Below are 19,504 nucleotides of genomic sequence, written 5' to 3'. Positions count from 1 at the left end.
TGCACATCGTTACACTTAAAAAAAACATTATGAAACCAAAGTATATAAAATATAAGAATCCAGTCTTTTTGCAGACTTTGGATGAAGTTCGAAATTCATTACCTTATGGAATTTTTAATAGTTTAGTTTATCAATTATCAAAATCATACATTACTAAGGCAGCATTGATCGCCTGTGGGTTAATATTGGGATTGAAGGTGTCCTCACAAACACCTTCAATTATACCAGATGACCTTGAACTGAACATATATAATGACCAGACTGAAATTAAGGCTCTAAATTCCATTAAGCTAACCAATGGTTTTTATGTTCCTGCCGGAAGTAATGTAACAATCGGTATATCCCAGTTTCCTTCGTTTAGCAGTAAACCCACCGGGGCTAGGAACTATATCTTAACCAGAACATTTCGAATACCCGGCGTAACCGCACAGACATTAAATCAGCCCCGCAACATAGGTGACGAAAATCAGACAGTGCAATATTTTGATGGGCTTGGCAGGAATATCCAGCGCGTAGAACTGATGGCTAGCCCGACCTATAAGGATATTGTTCAATATCAGGAATTCGATATTTATGGCCGGGAAAGTATTAAATATTTACCCCATGTAAAAAACGCAACAGGTGATGGTGCATACAGTCCAGATGCCAGGATCGATCAGATGATCTATTATGCTAGGAATGGGTCATGGGATCAGCAGGGGGTCAAAACCGATTTTCCATATGCTGTAACTATTTTTGAAAACAGTCCTGCGAGTCGTGTGCTGGAGCAGGGTGCGCCAGGTAATGGCTGGCAGCCGGTCATCATGGGGGTACCAGGTGGGGGACATTCAGTTAGATCTGATTACGGTTCGAATGTGGAAACAGCTACAGAGATGGTTAAACTCTGGACTGTGGATTATAATGCGCAAGGGATTCCCACAGGAGCAAAAGGGACAGGGAAATTTACCAAAGGTAAGCTGAGCAGAATTACGGTTAAAGATGAAAACTGGGTTTCTGGTAAAGCTGGTACTGTAGACGAATACAGGGATTCTGAAAACCGTATCGTGCTCAAAAGAATATGGAATACCAATCCTCAGACAAAAGCGGAATATCCGCTTGACACTTATTATATCTATGGTAATTTTGGCAACCTTTATTATGTAGTTCCGCCAGCTGTTACAGCCACCAGTTTTACGGAGCTTGCAACAGATCCAAACTTTGATAAATATATTTATGCCTACAGATATGATGGACGCAAACGAGTTGTAAAAAAGAAAGTGCCAGGTAAGGGTTGGGATTATCTTGTTTACAACAATAATGATAAGGTGGTGTTTACCCGCGATGCCGAGCAGCTGAAAAAAAATGAGTGGAGCTTTTTTAAATATGACGTTTTTGGTAAAATAGTGCTAACGGGGGTAGAGACCGGCCATATGGGCGACGATCATGAAGATCTACAAAAGGCATTAGCGGAATTTACTGGTCCAAACTGGGAAAATCGGGGTACAGTACTTGAAGGCTATACAAACAATACAATCCCACAGAATACCAATAATATTACTGTTAATCAGGTAAATTACTACGATAGCTACGACAATATCCCCGGGATTCCATTTACAGCACATGCTTCATATAGCAAGATGTTAAAAACTTTACCAACAGTGACTAAATCGCGGGTATTGGGAACGACTACTTGGCTGTGGACAGTGAACCATTATGATAACGACGGACGTATAACAAATATTCAGAGCACCAACCATATCGGTGGTAAGGACGAAATAACAAATACATATAATTTCCCTGGGGAACTTGTGAAAAGTGTCCGTGTGCACACTCCTAAGACAGGAGGGAGCACAACTATTGTCACTAACAACACATATGACCACATTGGGAGATTAACTTCTTCAAAAGAAAAGATCGGGGAGCAGGCCGAGGTAACTTTAGCATCAAATAGTTACAATGAAATTGGGCAATTGAATACAAAGTTCATGGGGAAACTGACAACCGAACCAGGGTATGTTGACACGACAATTTATACCTACAACGAGAGGGGTTGGTTGTCCAAAAGTATTTCACCACGATTCAGTCAGCAGTTAAAATATCAGGATGGAACGACCCCACAGTGGAATGGAAATATCAGCCAACAGCTGTGGAACGATAATGAGAAGCTGGATGCTACCGCCAAAGGATTTACCTATAGTTACGACAAGATTGGTAGACTCACTGGAGGGACTAATGGTCTTTCCGGAACAGCAGGTATTGCCGAGGTTCTTGAATATGATGATATGGGTAATATCAAAACGCTTAAACGGGATGCACTCGCCGTAACAGCTTATACATACAATGGAAACAGATTAACGGGTCTAACAGGCGGTGTGTCAGGAAATTACACCTATTTTGACAATGGAAGTGTTAAGACAGACCGTATGGGAATGTCATTTTCCTACAATTATTTAAATTTACCACAAGTTGTCAGTAAGGCCGGAGTTAATATAACATTTTTATATGACGGTTCGGGAGCAAAATTGCAAAAGCTCTCTACGATTGGAGCAACAAACCCCGTGAAGACTACGCGTGATTATGTAGATGGTATTGAATATAATAATGGTGTTATTGATATTATACATAATTCTGTTGGTTACGCGCTTAAAAGCGGAAATAACTACATTTATCACTATAATCTCACCGATCATCTTGGTAATGTGCGGGCCACTTTAAAGAGGGGCAGCAGTGTTAAAATTGTTGACATTGTTCAGCGCGATAACTATTATCCCTTTGGTAAGCGTAAAGTTGTTGCCGGCGGAAATAATAAGTACCTTTATAATGGAAAAGAGATACAGGATGAGTTAGGTGGTCAATATGATTATAGATCAAGATTCTATGATGCAGAGATCGGCAGGTGGAATGTGGTTGACCCGATGGCGGAGAAGATGCGCAGGCATTCTCCTTACAATTATGCATTTGATAATCCGGTCAGATTTATAGACCCGGACGGTATGGAACCCTTTGACTGGGTAAGAACAAATGGAGGGTCCGTACTGTATGACAGTCGTGTTATTGATCAGCAGACTGCTACAGAGTTATATGGTGGTAAATACCTCCCCGTTGGATTTAAATATACATCTTCTGCAGGGAATAATATAGAACTTGGTGAACACGGTTTCTTTAAATCAAACCAAGAAGTGTTCAATTCCCCTGATTTAGGAGAAGCGGAAATAATGTCCGGGCCCGTTGACCATTCAGGTGCAATCATGAAGGGAGGATTAGTTCTCGCTGGAGGCATGTTGATGGATGACATTACAGTTATCGGTATTGGAGACGATATAGCAATCCCCGGTGTGTTGCTCGCTGCAGGAGCAGGTTCTATATTGGGAAAAATGAGCTATGAACTTGATAAAATTAGGGCAAGAAGAAACGCTGGGCCCGAAGGATTTCAATATGCTTTAGTAGCAAATGCATCCGGTGATTACCCAATATTTACTAGAGGAAGTGCATCGGAAACTGGAAAACAGAGCCTAAAACAAGGTGAGGTTTGGAAATATGGTGAGACGACATCATCAGATAGATATAGTACTGATTACCTTAATAGCATTGGCAAAGGACTTATAATGGAACGTCAATTTTACGGGAATCAGATGCAGATAAAAGTAGCTGAAAAAATAAAAATATATAATTACTTTTTAATAAATGGACAATTACCTCCGGGTAACAAAATTTTTAGATAACATATGAATGTTTATATTAGTTTGACAATTGATTCACAAGGAAAACATAAGTCTAATTTGGTTGCTAATATCTCATCAAAAATGAAGGAATTTTTTGATAGTAAAAATTACGGGAATGATTTGTTAAATTATGGCATCGGGCTAAACTGTGTTAATCCCCCAAAGGGTTTTGAGAAATTTTCCAAACGACAATCTCCTAAATATATTTTTGATAAAACAACAATAAATAAATACACCGGTCAAAACCATAGAATGTATAAGTTATTTTTGGATGATATCACATTAACTCAAGATGAATATGAGAAGTTTTTATCATTATCTGATAAAGATAGCTTAGATATAGTTAGAAATAAGATTACAGATTTACTAGAAAATTTAGATAAATTACCAAAAAAAGTAAAAGATTTTGATAAAGACAGATTCAAATTGGATATGAAATTTTTTCTTGAACAATTTGTTTCAAATTCACTAGGATAGAATATTTTTTATTATTGAATATAAAAAAATAAAATTTTTGTCTTTTGTCGTCCGATCACATTACATGATCGGGCGGCAACATTTTTTGAATTTATTATAAGGTCCATTTATTAAAAAATTTTTGGATAATCTTTATATGAATTTTAATATAACTTTGGTAATTAATTTCAGTCCAAGTATTATTCAATCGAAACTTCTAAATAATTTTTCATTGAAGATGAATGATTATTTTCTGGATAAAGGTTATTGTGAAGATTCGCAAAACTATACTTTGTGAATTAAGTGTGTTTTTACACCAAAGGATTTCGTAGTCATTACCTCAAAATTATTCTTTAATTATTCAACGATTGTCTACCTTTACTTTACCAATTGCCACAAAGGTTATGAAATCCCACAAGCTGATCGATGAAAAGGAGCTGCTGTTAAAACTGCGGGATGGAGACCGCACAGCATTCGCTGAAATCTATGAGCGATATAAGGTTAAAATCACTATTCAACTTTTTTCATTACTGAAAATTGAAACTCTGGTAGAAGATACCCTTCAGGAACTATTTTTCAGGGTCTGGGAAAACAGAACCCACATTGATCCTGAAAAATCATTGGGCAGCTACCTTTACCGCATTGCAGCTAATCTTTCCTATGACCATTTCAGAAGACAGGCCAAACAACTTAAACTTGAATCATCAAAAGAGCTTTTTTTATCCCTGACAGCGCCGCACACTTATAAAAAAGAGCTGGACGAAGCACTCTACAGGCTCATTGAAGAACTTCCTCCCCAGCGAAAGAATGTACTTCTACTCTGTAAGTTTGAGAACAAAAGTTATGAGGAAACGGGTAATCTGCTCGGCATTTCCACTAACGCCGTAAAGGACCACATCATAAAGGCCAATAAATTTCTCAAAAAGAACAGCCATAAGCTAGCTGATTTTGCTGCATACTGCATCGCTATCCAACTATTCGAAAAATATTTATAATAATTTTTAAAATACCAGCTACCCGAATCCTGCAATTAGCCGTATTACATAAAAAAGAGCAGGCAGATGGAAGAGCATATCAGAGAATTACTGGAGAAATACCAGCAAGATACCCTAACACCCCAACAATACAGGGAGCTATTGGAATATTTTGGTAAGCTTGAACATGAGCAGATTTCCAAACAGGCCCTATATGATGCGCTTATATCTGAAAAAATCAAACACCCGGTAAGTGATTTTCAGATCCGAAAAGTAACGGATGCTGCTTATAATCGCATTGAAGGGCGGATGGTAAAGAAGCGGAATTTGCTCCTTAGAAAAATCCTTCCATATGCAGCGGCAGTGTTAGCGATTATTTCCATGTCTATCTATGCTTACCAAAGCCTTCATAGGAATGCTAGCCCGGAAATGGTATCAACCTATGGTGATGAAGTACTACCGGGGACGAACCGCGCAACACTGATCATAGAGGGAGGAAAAGCTATTCCCTTAAGTGAAGGTAAAACCGGGATTAAGGTGAGCAAAGACCAGATCTTGTATAATGATGGAACAGCTGTTACAGAAAAACATCCTGTACAATATGCCACACTTTCAACGCCAAGGAAAGGACAATATCAGATCAATCTGCCTGATGGAACAAAAGTTTGGCTTAATGCAGAATCCTCGCTTCGTTATCCGACTGCTTTTAGCGGTGCTCAGCGGCTAGTGGAACTTCAAGGTGAAGGTTATTTTGAGGTTGCCCATGATGCGAAACATCCGTTTATTGTCAAGAGTGGCCATCAAAGCGTAAAGGTTCTTGGAACAACATTTAACATCAATACCTATCCAAATGAACCGGGTACTGTCACCACGCTTTTGAGTGGGCGTATTGAATTGGAAAACGAAACTGGAACAATCCGCACAATACTATCTCCAGATCAGCAAGCGGTTTTAGCGAATGCAACATTTCATATCAGTACAGTGGATGCTCAGTTATTTTCGGCCTGGAAAGATGGGAAATTTAGATTCAAAGGAGCTTCAATTCAGCAGGTTCTGCGACAACTGGAACGATGGTATGATATTAAGGTAGATTATAAGGACATTCCTGACAGGGTAAAAATATACGCCTCTATAAGACGGGACAAAAAGTTATCAAGCGTACTGAGTGCCCTTGAAGAGATAAGCGGTATTAAATTTAAAGTTGAGGGAAGGAGGCTCTTGCTTATGGACTAAGATCTTGTTTCATATGTTTACTACCCATTAAAGCATAAAACCGGGGTGTTTCAGCACCCCGGATTATGCGGGCTAAACATGTATTGTTAGCAACAAACAGAATTATCTAACCCTTAATTACAAATGTATGAATTATCACCTTCTTTTCAAGGAGAGAAAACCTGCATTCCGCCCAAGTACTCTCTATTTGAAAAAATGCCGGGCAAAATATCCGTCCTGTATGAAAGTCATACTGATGACCCTACTATTATTTTCCATACAGATTTCTTTAAAAGTCTCGGCTCAGTCAGTTACACTATCGGTAAAGCAGGCATCTATGGAAAAAGTACTGGAAGAGATATCCAGACAGACAAAATACGGCTTCTCCTATACGGATCAGGTTTTACGTGTGGCAAGACCCGTTACCCTTACACTGCGTAATACTCCACTTTATGCATCCCTTAAGCTGCTATTTGAAAATCAACCCCTTGATTATAAAATCACGGACGGGATCATTGTTATTACCCAGAAAAAGAAAAATGACAGGGATATTCCTGCTCAGAAGACCGCTGAAACTTCCATTACCGGAAAAGTTATGGGCGAAAACGGGGAGCCCATCGCCGGGGCAACGGTAAGGGTTAAAGGAACGGGCCTACTTGTGATCACTGACCGAAATGGCCGATTTAGCCTTCCCGATGTAAAGCCGGATCAAATGCTGCATATTGCCTATGTGGGATTTATTCCTGTGGAAGTCCCGGCAAATCCCACTGTCACCGTGACGCTGCTTAGAAGCGAGTCCATACTCGATGAAGCTGTTGCCATTGCCTATGGAACAACAACCAGACGGTTTAATACGGGATCGGTAGCTAAAATCTCTGCCAAAGAAATAGAGAGCCAACCCGTTTCTAATCCTTTGGCAGCGATGATAGGCCGTGTGCCCGGTGCGGACGTGATCCAGAATAACGGCGTACCCGGATCTACTTTCTCCATTCAGATCAGGGGTAAAAACTCACTCGCACAGGGTTCAGAACCGCTGTTTATCATTGACGGGGTGCCCTTTGCACCCGGCAACACCAATATTGCCATGCAAAACTCTGTTTCCAACGGTTTAAGTCCCTTTTCCAGCATCAACCCCAATGATATCGAGAGCATAGAAGTTCTAAAAGATGCCGATGCAACAGCCATATATGGAAGCCGGGGTGCTAATGGCGTGGTTTTGATCAGCACGAAGAAAGGAAAAGCCGGAGCAACAAAGTTAAACATCCGTCATGGACAGGGATATAGTGACATCGCAAAGAAAATAAAAATGCTATCTACTCAGCAGTACATGGAGCTCAGGGAAGAAGCCTTTAGAAATGATAATATAACCCCATCTTCTACACCCGGTAATGATAGCTATGCACCTGACCTTTTATTATGGGACAAAAACAGATATACTGACCTGAGAAAACTGATCGTGGGACAGGCTGCACAAAGCATGAACACCGCTGCAAATTTAAGCGGCGGCAGCGACAAAACCCAGTTTTTAATCGGAGGAAGCTTTAACAGGGAATCTACGGTCTTTACCGGGGATTCAAGATATAAAAAAGGTACCGTTAATCTTAATATTAACCATCGGGCTCTTAAAGACAGACTTGAAGTCGCCTTTTCTGCCAACTACTCCCTTGAATCCAACCGTCTTTTTAATGGCAATGCGCTATACTATAGTAATCTTCCTCCAAATCTTCCTGAACTCTATAATGCGGATGGATCACTCAATTGGAGCCAGAATGGGGCTTCCTTCTATAATCCAATTGCTTTTACCCGGAAGGAATTTAACTCCTATCGTAAAAACCTGATCACAAGAATGCAGTTATCCTATTCAATTCTTAAAGATCTGAACATTAAAACGGCTTTTGGATATAATGACCTACATGCTGATGAAAGGTCTTACGACCCATTGTCTACCCAAGATCCTTCGGGCGATAATTACGAGGGCTTCGCACTATATTCCTCCAATTCATTTTCAAGTTGGATCATAGAGCCACAGATCGATTATAGTTTTAAAAGAGATAAGAGCAATTTTCATTTTACGCTGGGAGGAAGCTTGCAGAGCACTTTGAATGAAGCGCAGTCAATCAAGGCATCGGGTTATGCCAACGATCTGTTATTAAAATCCCTTGCGGCAGCGACCACCCTGAGCAATCCTTTCAACAGCTATGCACCTTATAAATATGCCGCAGCTTTTGCACGGATCAATTACAACCTGGACAATAAATATCTTCTGAATCTCTCAGGCAGAAGGGATGGATCGAGCCGATTCGGCTCAGACAATAAATGGGGAAATTTTTACGCCGTCGGTGCCGGATGGATCTTTTCAAATGAAAATTTCCTTTCCGGTAAAAAAAGTACCCTCTCATTCGGTAAGCTAAGGACAAGCTACGGAATAACAGGAAATGACCAGATCGGGAATTATCAGTACCTCGATACCTGGTCTACATGGCGGGCCTATCAGGGTAGTACAGCACTCTACCCAAGCAGCTTATTTAATCCCAATTATGGATGGGAGGTCAATAAAAAATATGAAGCGGCACTGGAAACAGCATGGTTTAAGGAAAGGATATTCTTTAATCTGGCCTTTTTTCTCAACCGCAGTGATAATCAACTTGTACAGTATATCCTGCCATCCCAGACCGGACATTTCAGTATCAACAGAAATTTCCCGGCCCTGATCGAAAATAAAGGCTGGGAATCTGAACTAACTATTAAGCTTTTTAACAAACAGGATTTTGGATGGGAAACCGCCTTGAATATAACCATCCCTAAAAACAGGCTATTGAGATTTGAAAATCTTGAAACTTCTGCTTACAGCTCGAGATATGTACTCGGAGAATCCCTTAATGTAATTTACCGTTACAAATCAATGGCTGTGAACCCTGAAACCGGGATTTATGATTTTCAGGATACTAATGGCGATGGGAATCTGAATAATTCCGATTATATAGTTTTAGGATCACTGGATCCAAAGTTTTACGGTGGCTGGTCGAATACCCTTCGATATAAGGGATTTTCTTTAAACACCTTTTTCCAGTTTAAAAAACAGACCGGAACAACCATCCTTAATGCCATCTACTCAAATTCGCAGAGCTTTCCGGGCATGATGTTCAATCAGCCGGACATTGTCATTGATAGATGGCAGAAGCCGGGAGATATAAGCACAATTCAAAAAATATCTGCATCAACATCGAGTGAGGCTTACGGCGTCGCGAACAATTATCTTATGCAATCCGATGCAGTTCTGGGTGATGCGTCTTTTATAAGACTAAAAAACCTTGAACTTTCCTATAATCTACCAGCCACGATAATACGGAAAATTGGAGCCCAAAACTGTACGCTGTTCTTTCAGGGACAAAACCTTTGGACGATAACAGGTTATAAGGGCTGGGATCCCGAAACACAGGGAAATATTTTGGCAATACCTCCCTTACGGTCTTTTACATTAGGGTTTACATTAAATTATTAACCGCATTACTTATGAAAAAGATAATACAACATTTTATAGCATATTCCCGTAGAGGTCTTACTAAGAAAGTATGGATCATTTGTATAATCTCAGCTTTGGGCTCTGTAACCTCCTGTAGCAAATTTCTTGATGTAGGGCAGCCGCAAGATCGGATTGTCGCCGAAGATGTTTTCAGCGACAGTGAGAAAGCCACTTCTGCTGTACTGGGGATCTATTCACAGTTTATGGGAACTTCATTATGGTATTCATCAGGTGGTATAACGATATTTACGGGGCTCAGTGCCGATGAGTTTTACAATACCAACACCACCAACTCTTCCTACAATGAGCTCAGGACGAATTCTTTGACCTCCAAAAATTCTGTACTGGATTTTAATATATGGGACAGGGCATATAAGAATATTTACCAGTCCAATATCTGCATCGAAAAATTGCGCGCAGCGCAGCAGCTTCCTGCGGGTGTCAGAAATCAGCTCTTGGGAGAATCACTCTTTACAAGAGCATTCATATATTTCTATCTGGTGAATATTTTCGGGGATGTTCCTTTGATCATCTCCACCGATTATGAGCTCAATACCGTAAAAGCGAGGGACAGCTCTGCCGATATTTACGCGCAGATCATTAAGGACCTTCTGGAGGCTGAAAAGTTGATGGCGGATGCCTATGTGACCGCTAACAGGGTACGTCCTAATCTTAAAACCGTTCAGGCACTTTTATCCAGGGTTTATCTCTATTCCGAGCAGTGGGATTTAGTCATTTCAAAATCCAATGAAGTGATACAGTCGGGTATATATTCGCTTGATCCGCTTAACAGGGTATTTTCAATAGAAGGAAATGAAACTATCTGGCAGCTAATGCCCGTTCAGCCTTCCTGGAATACCACCGAAGCACGCCAGCTATTGCCCCTGAGTACATCTGCTTCTGCGCTCGGACAGCTGGCACTGACCGATCATCTGATCAGCAGTTTTGAAACAGGTGATCTTCGTAAAAGTAATTTTATTCTGAACAAAACAGTGAATTCAACCCTGTACAGCTTTGCCCAAAAATACAAAGCGGTCGCCATAGGTACGGTTTCGGAGTATTATAAAGTTTTCAGGCTCGCAGAACAGTACCTGATCCGGGCAGAAGCATACGCCAGAAAAAATAATGTTGAGGCTGCACTAGCTGATATCAACACCATCCGGGCCAGGGCTGGTCTATCCGATATGACCGGAAATTCACAAGATATCGCTGCTATCATAGAAAAAGAGCGCAGAGCGGAATTATTTGCTGAGTGGGGACACCGCTGGTTTGATTTGAAAAGGACAGGACGTGCATTAGAGGTGTTAAAAGACAAACAGCCGGATATTGCTGGCACAGATCTCCTTTACCCTGTTCCCAATTCAGTAATTCTTTCAAATCCATTTATCACACAAAATCAAGGTTATGAATAATTTAAATTTTTTATATAAAATTTTTATGTTGCTGTATATAGCAGCATTATCTCTTACCGGAGCAAAAGCTCAGGTGTATGGTATCGGTGATACGGTTGAACCTTTTAATGCAAAGTATCTGGTCAACTGGAAACAGGACGAGTTTGCTTATAAAAAAGGGAAAGCCCTTATACTCGATTTCTGGGCTACATGGTGCTCCCCATGTATTGCCCAGTTTCCCAAAACAGATTCCCTAAAAAATAAATTTTCAGAAGATCTGGAAATTATGGCCGTGACAAGTGATAAAAATGCTGTGGTCAGCAAATTTCTAACAACCTATGAAAAGAATTTCGGCATCAAGGTCGCTTCCGTGACAGATGATCAGCTGCTGAAAAGATATTTTCCCCATCGGCAGATTCCCCATTATGTATGGATCAATAAAGAAGGGGTCGTAGCAGCTATAACAACACCGGAACATCTCAATGAAGAAAATGTCCGCAAGCTTATCGCAGGGGATAAATTATCGCTTCCTCTTAAAAATGAACAGGAAGATGTTGCCACCTATAAGGTGCTCAGTCCCCTTATCCAGATTGATGAAAGCCGGGGTTTTCCAGCACTAAAATCATACTACTACCTCGGAAACTTTCAAAAAGGAACGCAGTCGTTTAGTACTACTCCGTTCTTTGACAAAACAACCAACACAAACAGAATCAGAGCCATTAATCTATCTCTTTCAGGGCTCTATAAATTGGCATGCATTGGATTAGAAGATTTTCATACTAGCAGGGTTATTTATGAAGGAATTGCAGAGCATAAAAAAGATCATATCATAAAGAAAAATTATTTTTCCTATGACCAGATTATACCAGGGAATAATATTGAAGAAGCTTATGATAAAATGAAAAAGTTTCTTGATTTGGAATTTGGAATACGCTCAGAACTCCAAAACAGAGATATGGAATGTCTTGTTTTAAAAACTGGAAAGGGAATTAAATTATCACCTTTTAATTTAAAAGAAGAAACTATCGAAACAAAGGACTCCACAATTAGGAATAACTTGCCTCTTGAAAATTTGCTCAGTATATGGACATATGGAGATTCACCATTATTTCCCTTAGCCATCGTGGACGAGACAGGACTTGATAAAAGACAAAAATTGAGTATCGCCTTGCCATTAAAAGAAAAAACCGATTTAGAAGGAATGATCGCTGCATTAAAAAAACAGGGACTTATCCTTACCCGGGAATATAGGGAGATGCAGGTTATTGTACTAAGTAAAAAATAAGAATGGAGCTGCAAATTGCAGCTCCATTCTCCTTGTTATGGCTGCGCTTTTTTAGCCTCATAACGAATCGGTCCTACCGGAGCGCCGTTATTTTCACCATCATATCCTCTAGCACAGAGAAAATTATCCCCTGGACATTCAGCTTCCTGCTCGGCAATGGTCTTTTCTCCCAGATAACTGCCACCGGGGCTAAACCAATGCAATTCGGTTTGAGCAGTAAGTAATTCTGCTTTATCAGATTTTGTAAATGCAAAGGCTGCAATGGTGCCGCCAGCGATCATTATCGCTGCAACGGCTGTTTTTAGTGATTTCATTTTGATTGTTTTTGAGGTTACTATTTGGACAGTTTATCTGTCCGTAAAATGAAAGAAAAAGGCATATCCCGTGAGTATGGGCTATGGATTACTTTTTCTGTTCTGAATGGTTAAAGTTTTTTTAATACACCTTTGTAGGATACTGTATTAAAAGTAGTTACTGACTTTGCAGCTTCTACATTTTAACAATCCTATTTCGGGAATCACCAGACCTGGATTTATAATTTGACCGAAATAGTAAGTAGCTATTATGAAAAATTTTAGTCGTATCAAATATAGATTTAAGAAAAGCAATACTCCAAAAGATTGTTGGTACCATTCTAGAAAAATAACGTACTAATTCTAGAAAAGTTACAAGCTGTATTTCTTTAAATCCTTGAATTAACTGTTAAGTCAAATGTATATCTGATCCTAAAGACTTACAAAACATTGCTGCTCATTTTGAACAATTTGCGCATGCTTTTCTTAGAAAAAGAACAAACATTTTTTATTTCCCTTTAAAAAGTTTCATTGACAATCTGTTACGAATGTAGACGAACAAAAACATATGAAGCAAGATTTTGCTGTCTCAGAAAAGCAATTCACACCCCAGCTAAGTGTATTAGTTTTTTTTCACACTGTATTAGTTTCCTTGGACATCTAATAAATATGATAAATCCTAAGAAAGATTTTTAAAAAAAAATAATTATAACATATTGTATTTCAGATATATTAAATTGTAAATCTTGAATAACTCTACTATTGCTTAGATACTGCACATTTTTTTTTCATTTGAAGGTATTTATAAGCTGTCATCTTAACTATGATTTTTTTAAGTTGTAAAAAAAATCAAAAAAGAGGTGTGAATTTGTGAATTGAGACCGTGTAGTATCAGAAGTGTCTACAAAAAATTCGAATATGTCTACAGCTTTATTGCCCAATTTTACCTTTTTTGACCGCTGCACAAAAAAAATCCTTAACATGTGGATGTTAAGGATAAATTATATCGGTTAAAATGCGATAGAAGATTAATATAGAATATTCCTACTATTTGAGCTTACCAATCAATATTTCTATAAGTTTATTCTGTGTATTAAGCGTTTCTGTAATCTGCTGTTGATTCTTCAGAACCTGCTGCATTAACTCAGGAGAAAGCAGATTGATATTGGAAATAATAGAGTTTGAAGAATTTAATACCGTTGAATCACTGATAGTATTGTTATTAAATGTTGAGGGATCATCCTGTAATAATTCTTCGATCTCAATTTCAAAGAGTTCACATATTTTCATTATATGTTCATCAGTTGGCCTGCTTAACCCGGTTTCCCATTTGTGATAGGCTGGTTGAGAAACATTTAGCCTAGCGGCAACTTCATCCTGTGAAAAGCCCTTCTTCCTGCGTAACCTTGCAAGTTTGGTCCCTATCGTAGACATACTTTTAATTTTATGGCTAAGATATTAAAAAATAAATTATAACTGCGGTTATGAAATTCATAACCAATTTATAACCATTTTTTTTAGTGCATTGGTTTTTAAGAAATATTTTCACAAATAAAACCAAATAATTATTTCAGTAGAATTTATTACGACAGCTTTTGACGTTAGCAGTCCCTAAACTTGCAAAATAGAGACAGTTTATATAAAATAAAAAATCAGATATCCGTAAAAACACGGATGTAAAATATAGTGAAACAACCCATATCATTATATCTTACTATGGGGATATATTCGCTGTTAAAAATCTATAAACCAAACAACTATAAAATTATGAGAAAAACGATCTATGGTATGCTTTTTTTGTATACAACTATTCCAATTTTTGCCCAGGAAGTCCTCTGGCAACAAGACATAAAATCATCTACACAGGATTTCTTAAGTCAGGTCACAACGACCATAGACGGGCAGTATTTAATTACCGGAAGCAGCATTCAATCTCGGTCAGGCTCTGGGATATCAGACATTAAACAGAATAACGGCTATGATTTCCATTTAGTAAAACTAAACCAGCAGGGGGAACAGGTCTGGGAAAAATACTTTTCAGGACAGAATCATGATTACCTTGCAGGTTCCGTAGCCACGCAGGATGGCGGATTTCTCGTTTCTGGAACCACATTTTCCAGGAAGGGACAGGACAAAAAGGAAGATTCCAAAGGCGGCTCAGACATCTGGCTGATACGGCTTAATGAATTCGGTGATGAGCTCTGGCAGAAGACGCTCGGAACTTCCCTGGATGATGAGGCCCGCGCCGTTGTCCAGACTACAGATATGGGATTTTTTGTGGCTGGAAACATTCAGAATTCGCCAAACGGCACATCCAAAGATATTTGGATCGTACGATTGGATAAAAACGGCAAAATAATTTCGGAAAACATTTTGAGTGGTGATGGTTTGGATGAGTCTGAGAAGCTCATCCCTACGATGGACGGCGGAGCATTATTGGGAGTATATTCCCGAAGTAATACTACTTATAAAACTGGTGCTCCCGCCCCATCGTCAGCATCGTCTTATGTCAAGAAAACAGAAAACTATGGTGAAGGTGACTACTGGATCATCAAGCTGGATAAAAACGGCAAAGTAGAATGGGAAAAGAACTTCGGTGGAAAAGGAGATGACCATTTAAGAACCCTCTCCTTAACATCAAACGGATATTTAATCGGTGGTGAATCCAGAAGCGCAATCTCCGGTAATAAAACAGTAGAGATAAAGGAAGGAACGGATTTGTGGCTGATTTCCCTTAATAACAAAGGTGAAGAGCTCTGGCAGAAATCCTACAGTTTTGGGAACCGGGATATCCTGATGGGAGCGAGCGTGCTTCATTCCGCAGACGATAAATCTTCAAAAGGAATTCTGTTAGGCGGTTATACCCAAGCCGAGGGTAATTCGACATCTGATGATGAAAAGTTCTGGATGTTGTATTTGGATCAGGATGGTAATGAACAGTGGAGAAAGCATGTGAAAGGAGAATCTGCCAGAAAACAGGAAAGGCTCTCAGACATCAAGCTGAACAGGGACGGTTCTATTGTTCTTGCCGGAACCAGTGCAGAAGAACTGGGAAAAGAAAACTGGAAGATTGTAAAGCTGGGGGATAAACAGTTGGATCAGCTAATTGAGAAACAAGATATCAAAATTTATCCGAATCCTGTCTCTGAGTATGCTTACGTAGAAATTGGCTCCCAATTCGAAGATGCTGAAATTTTATTGTTCGACATGGGTGGTAGACAAATCCAGAATCTAAAAACCAAAAACAAAGTAACCAAGATTAATACTCAGAATTTAATTCAGGGAGTCTATCTGGTGACCATAAAAACAGATACGAATAAAACGGCGAGTGCCAAACTCATCAAAAAATAAAACATAAATCAAATGAAAAAAATCTTAATTCCGGCTGTGCTGCTACTCATAAGCTTTATGAAGGCACAGTCCTCAACTGGTACGACCCTGCCTAAGATCATCCCACCTTCACCAACGGCTTATGCCTTGGGAAATTACGGGAATGTACCGGTAGGACTTTTTACAGGATCCCCAAATATTTCGGTTCCGCTGTTTACTTATCAAACAGGAAATATCAATCTTCCATTAAGCCTTTCCTACTCATCAAATGGTATCAGGGTTGATGAGCTTTCCACCAATGTTGGTTTAGGCTGGAACCTGAATTTTGGAGGGGTTATTACCAGAATGGTAAGAGACAGGGCGGATGAATCATCCACGCATATAAAAACACCGGAACCCATAAGCGGTGCCTACACCAGTGCTGTAACCAATCAATTCTTATTTGCAGTAGGAGCTGGTTCCGACGCTCTGGATACAGAAGCTGATCTGTATTCCTTTAATTTCAATGGCTATTCCGGGAAGTTTTTTTATGACCAGAATAATCAGCCCCATATCGTAGACCAGCAGGCGATAAAAATTGAAAAAACAGGTCAGGGTTTTACATTGACCGTATCTAATGGTGAAAAATATTATTTTACAGAAGAGGAAAGTACGATGTACAGAAGCGTGGGAGGCGGTCATTCAATTCCTTCCGGAGCTGTTACGGCCTGGTATCTTACCAAAATTCAGCACCCTAATGGTGATGAAATCTATCTTAATTATGAGGCTAGCACGCTTTCCGAATATACCACCTCCCAATCCCAAATGTTAAGGATGTCTGTAGGCTATCCGGCAACACAGGCCGGCTGCCAGGGGTCAGGTTATTCAATGGCCCCCTCAACGGGAGCCATCGCGAGCAATACCATGCAGGTATCCGGAAAACGGATTCTTTCCATCAGCAGTAATAACGCGGCAGACGGAACCGTTACTTTTGAATATGAAACGGGTAATTCTGCTCTTGATGTAGATGGGAATGTAAAAATAAAAACAATCAAGCTTTTGGGCAGAAATGGGGAAACTATCGAGAGTGCTTCCTTAGCTTATCTTAATACTGCTAACAAAAGGAACTTTCTCAGCAGTGTTACCTTTAAAGATCCCCAGAAGAAATACAGCTTTGAGTATGATAAACCGCAGGATCTGCCTGAAAGACTTTCCAAAGGACAGGATCACTGGGGATATTTTAACGGTAAAACTTATAATGATAAACTTGTTCCTGCAAACATTCAGGATTATGGACTTTACAAGTATAATTATGGAGGTGCCGATAAAGAGCCTAACCCCACTTACTCAAAACTGGGAATGCTTAAAAAAATTACCTATCCTACCAAAGGCTATACTGAACTGGAATACGAAGGGAATACCTATTGGGGCGAAAAAACCATTTATCCGCCTCTTTTTACCGAATACCTGGATGTTGATACAGACAATCAAACCGATGATAGAACCCTTGAATATACCATTGTATCGGCAGTGGATCAAACCATTACAGTTAGCGCTTCGTTGCATGCGAATTCAATACAGGAGTGCGAAAGTTTTGCTGGTTCAGGGCACTATGCCGGATCAGTTCAGGTTAACCAGGGTCAGATTTATCAATTGACACGGGACGGAATCACAAAACATATTTCTTTTGGTGCCGTGGCCGGGGGAACATATAAGATTAAGTTTAATGCTACTTTTCTGTGCAGCAGTATTAATGGACGGGTTTCCTATTATAAGACCGCCCCACAGACCTTCATGGCCAATCTGGATACCGGAGGGGTAAGGGTGAAATCTACCAAAGATGTTGATCCGGTTTCAGGCGTTCCGGTTTACAAAAGATACCATTACGCCCATAAAGACGATCTTTCCAAATCTTCAGGAGATAAAGGAAACAGGACTTTCTACACCGATCTGGAAAAATGGGAAATTGCCTGTGGTGGCGGGCCGGGTTCAGGTGATCCCGGAAGCTGTACCGGTATCATACAAAATTCCAATATTGTCCTTTCTTCAAGCAGCCTGATGCCGCTTTATGATACAGGAACTATGAGCTGCCTTTATCCTTTTGTAACGATTAGTGAAGGAGGCGACAATTTTGAGAACGGAGGAGAAATGAAAGAATTTACCATCCGCAGAGATGATCCAGGTTCCAATGTATGGGGACCTAATGGAATCAGTAATAATCCCTGGACCAATAAAGGCTGGGATAATGGTACTGAAATCAAATCATTTATCCTTAGAAAAAACTCAGGCTCGTCTGCGTTGGATATTATTCAGGCGAAAGAAAATATCTATGAAAAAAATGATGCGGCCACCTTTGAGCTTAAGAATTTTTCAGGGAAGAAATTATTTGATCCGGCATGTGGAACCCTTCAGCATCCCTACACCTGCACCGCAGCGGACGTGGCTCTGCCCGGTAACAAATGTACCGGAAAGCCGGCGGGATTCTCTGTCAATCTTGAACATTTGGATAACCTCATTGTTAACGAGTACCGCAGCGTTTCCTACTGGCATTATTTAAAATCCCAGAAGACCACGGACTACTTAGATGGAATCCCGGTAAAAACAGAAACGGAATATTTCTATAATAATCCATCTAACTACCAGCTGAGCCGTCAGAAAACCACTTCTTCAGATGGCAGGATTAATGAAACTGCGTACAGCTATGCCCATGAAAAAGCAAACCAGCTGATGATCGGGAAAAATATGGTGGGAATTCCTCTGGAAACCGTAGCAAGCCAGACCATAGGAAGCACTACCAAAATCATATCCAAAACAGAAACGCTTTATCCTGCTTCATTACCTAGTGCGGAAACAGGAAACCTGATCCTGCCACGTTTAGTGAGACTTTATGATATGCCTAACTCTGCGGTAAGCACTGAAATAAAATATGATAAATATGACACCAGCGGAAATATCCTTCAGTACACTGAAAAAACGGGAGCACCTGTAGCATTTGTGTGGGGATACGGAGGTACCCAGCCTATTGCCCAGATAGAGGGTATAACTTATGACCAGCTTTCCGGTTTAGGAATCACCTCTTCCATTGTATCCGCTTCTGATCAGGACGCCTCCAATCCGGATGCTGAACCGGCCTTTATCACCGCCCTGGATACTTTCAGGAACCATGCTGCACTGAAAGGATATAAGGTAACCACCTTTACCTATGATCTGCTGAAAGGAGTAACCAGCATTACCCCTCCATCAGGAATACGGGAATTCTATACCTATGATGTCTATGGAAGACTGAAAGAAATCAGGGAAAACGATAAAAATGGAAATATTCTGAAAGAATACAAATACAACTTCAAACCATAAAAAACG

The 19,504-nt window shown here is 39.9% G+C and carries 11 protein-coding genes; 9 read left to right on the top strand and 2 right to left on the bottom strand.

The genetic code is table 11. The annotated features are described in order from the left end of the window. The first annotated feature begins 29 nt into the window (after nt 1-29). The 7 genes from ACM46_RS20915 to ACM46_RS20885 all read left to right on the top strand — a co-directional run bounded on the left by ACM46_RS20915 (nt 30) and on the right by ACM46_RS20885 (nt 12,542). Complete coding sequence (locus ACM46_RS20915; protein ID WP_157859470.1) at nt 30-3,701, top strand: DUF6443 domain-containing protein; 3,672 nt, start codon at nt 30-32, stop codon at nt 3,699-3,701. Nucleotides 3,702-3,704: 3 nt separating this feature from the next. Next, nucleotides 3,705-4,178 (top strand): hypothetical protein, encoded by a 474-nt coding sequence (locus ACM46_RS20910; protein WP_048508604.1) that lies wholly within the window; start codon nt 3,705-3,707, stop codon nt 4,176-4,178. A 383-nt stretch (nt 4,179-4,561) separates the two neighbouring features. After that, nucleotides 4,562-5,152: an RNA polymerase sigma factor gene (locus tag ACM46_RS20905; RefSeq protein ID WP_048508603.1), complete on the top strand. Its 591-nt coding sequence runs from the start codon at nt 4,562-4,564 to the stop codon at nt 5,150-5,152. Between the two features lie 66 nt (nt 5,153-5,218). Then, nucleotides 5,219-6,364, top strand: a complete 1,146-nt coding sequence (locus tag ACM46_RS20900) for a FecR family protein (RefSeq protein WP_048508602.1) — start codon at nt 5,219-5,221, stop codon at nt 6,362-6,364. A gap of 220 nt (nt 6,365-6,584) precedes the next feature. Beyond that, complete coding sequence (locus ACM46_RS20895) at nt 6,585-9,845, top strand: SusC/RagA family TonB-linked outer membrane protein (RefSeq protein ID WP_048508601.1); 3,261 nt, start codon at nt 6,585-6,587, stop codon at nt 9,843-9,845. An 11-nt stretch (nt 9,846-9,856) separates the two neighbouring features. Next, nucleotides 9,857-11,278 carry a RagB/SusD family nutrient uptake outer membrane protein gene (locus tag ACM46_RS20890; RefSeq protein ID WP_083997489.1) on the top strand — a complete coding sequence of 474 codons (1,422 nt, stop codon included), beginning with the start codon at nt 9,857-9,859 and terminating at the stop codon, nt 11,276-11,278. Then, nucleotides 11,271-12,542 (top strand): TlpA family protein disulfide reductase, encoded by a 1,272-nt coding sequence (locus ACM46_RS20885; protein WP_048508599.1) that lies wholly within the window; start codon nt 11,271-11,273, stop codon nt 12,540-12,542. The genes ACM46_RS20890 and ACM46_RS20885 overlap by 8 nt, the downstream gene beginning before the upstream one ends. 35 nt (nt 12,543-12,577) lie before the next feature. On the opposite strand, the gene ACM46_RS20880 is transcribed toward ACM46_RS20885, so the two are convergent. After that, nucleotides 12,578-12,856, bottom strand: a complete 279-nt coding sequence (locus ACM46_RS20880) for a hypothetical protein (RefSeq protein WP_048508598.1) — start codon at nt 12,854-12,856, stop codon at nt 12,578-12,580. 1,026 nt (nt 12,857-13,882) lie between these two features. Continuing rightward, nucleotides 13,883-14,269 carry a helix-turn-helix domain-containing protein gene (locus ACM46_RS20875; protein ID WP_048508597.1) on the bottom strand — a complete coding sequence of 129 codons (387 nt, stop codon included), beginning with the start codon at nt 14,267-14,269 and terminating at the stop codon, nt 13,883-13,885. 333 nt (nt 14,270-14,602) lie between these two features. On the opposite strand from ACM46_RS20875, the gene ACM46_RS20870 reads away from it, so the two are divergent. Beyond that, a complete protein-coding gene (locus ACM46_RS20870) occupies nt 14,603-16,186 on the top strand; it encodes a T9SS type A sorting domain-containing protein (protein ID WP_048508656.1) in 1,584 nt (527 codons plus the stop codon). Between the two features lie 12 nt (nt 16,187-16,198). After that, nucleotides 16,199-19,498 carry a hypothetical protein gene (locus ACM46_RS20865; protein ID WP_048508596.1) on the top strand — a complete coding sequence of 1,100 codons (3,300 nt, stop codon included), beginning with the start codon at nt 16,199-16,201 and terminating at the stop codon, nt 19,496-19,498. Nucleotides 19,499-19,504 lie beyond the last annotated feature (6 nt).

The sequence above is a fragment of the Chryseobacterium angstadtii genome (genome assembly GCF_001045465.1).
Lineage (GTDB): Bacteria > Bacteroidota > Bacteroidia > Flavobacteriales > Weeksellaceae > Chryseobacterium > Chryseobacterium angstadtii.
The sequence above is the reverse complement of the archived record's forward strand: the minus strand, read 5'-3'. Positions and strand labels throughout refer to the sequence as shown.

Bases quoted from the DNA above. Each gene is read 5' to 3' on its own strand.
- ACM46_RS20890 (WP_083997489.1), top strand. From the start codon at position 9,857: ATGAAAAAGATAATACAACATTTTATAGCATATTCCCGTAGAGGTCTT.
- ACM46_RS20895 (WP_048508601.1), top strand. From the start codon at position 6,585: ATGAAAGTCATACTGATGACCCTACTATTATTTTCCATACAGATTTCT.
- ACM46_RS20875 (WP_048508597.1), bottom strand. From the start codon at position 14,269: ATGTCTACGATAGGGACCAAACTTGCAAGGTTACGCAGGAAGAAGGGC.
- ACM46_RS20905 (WP_048508603.1), top strand. From the start codon at position 4,562: ATGAAATCCCACAAGCTGATCGATGAAAAGGAGCTGCTGTTAAAACTG.
- ACM46_RS20865 (WP_048508596.1), top strand. From the start codon at position 16,199: ATGAAAAAAATCTTAATTCCGGCTGTGCTGCTACTCATAAGCTTTATG.
- ACM46_RS20900 (WP_048508602.1), top strand. From the start codon at position 5,219: ATGGAAGAGCATATCAGAGAATTACTGGAGAAATACCAGCAAGATACC.
- ACM46_RS20915 (WP_157859470.1), top strand. From the start codon at position 30: ATGAAACCAAAGTATATAAAATATAAGAATCCAGTCTTTTTGCAGACT.
- ACM46_RS20910 (WP_048508604.1), top strand. From the start codon at position 3,705: ATGAATGTTTATATTAGTTTGACAATTGATTCACAAGGAAAACATAAG.
- ACM46_RS20880 (WP_048508598.1), bottom strand. From the start codon at position 12,856: ATGAAATCACTAAAAACAGCCGTTGCAGCGATAATGATCGCTGGCGGC.
- ACM46_RS20885 (WP_048508599.1), top strand. From the start codon at position 11,271: ATGAATAATTTAAATTTTTTATATAAAATTTTTATGTTGCTGTATATA.
- ACM46_RS20870 (WP_048508656.1), top strand. From the start codon at position 14,603: ATGAGAAAAACGATCTATGGTATGCTTTTTTTGTATACAACTATTCCA.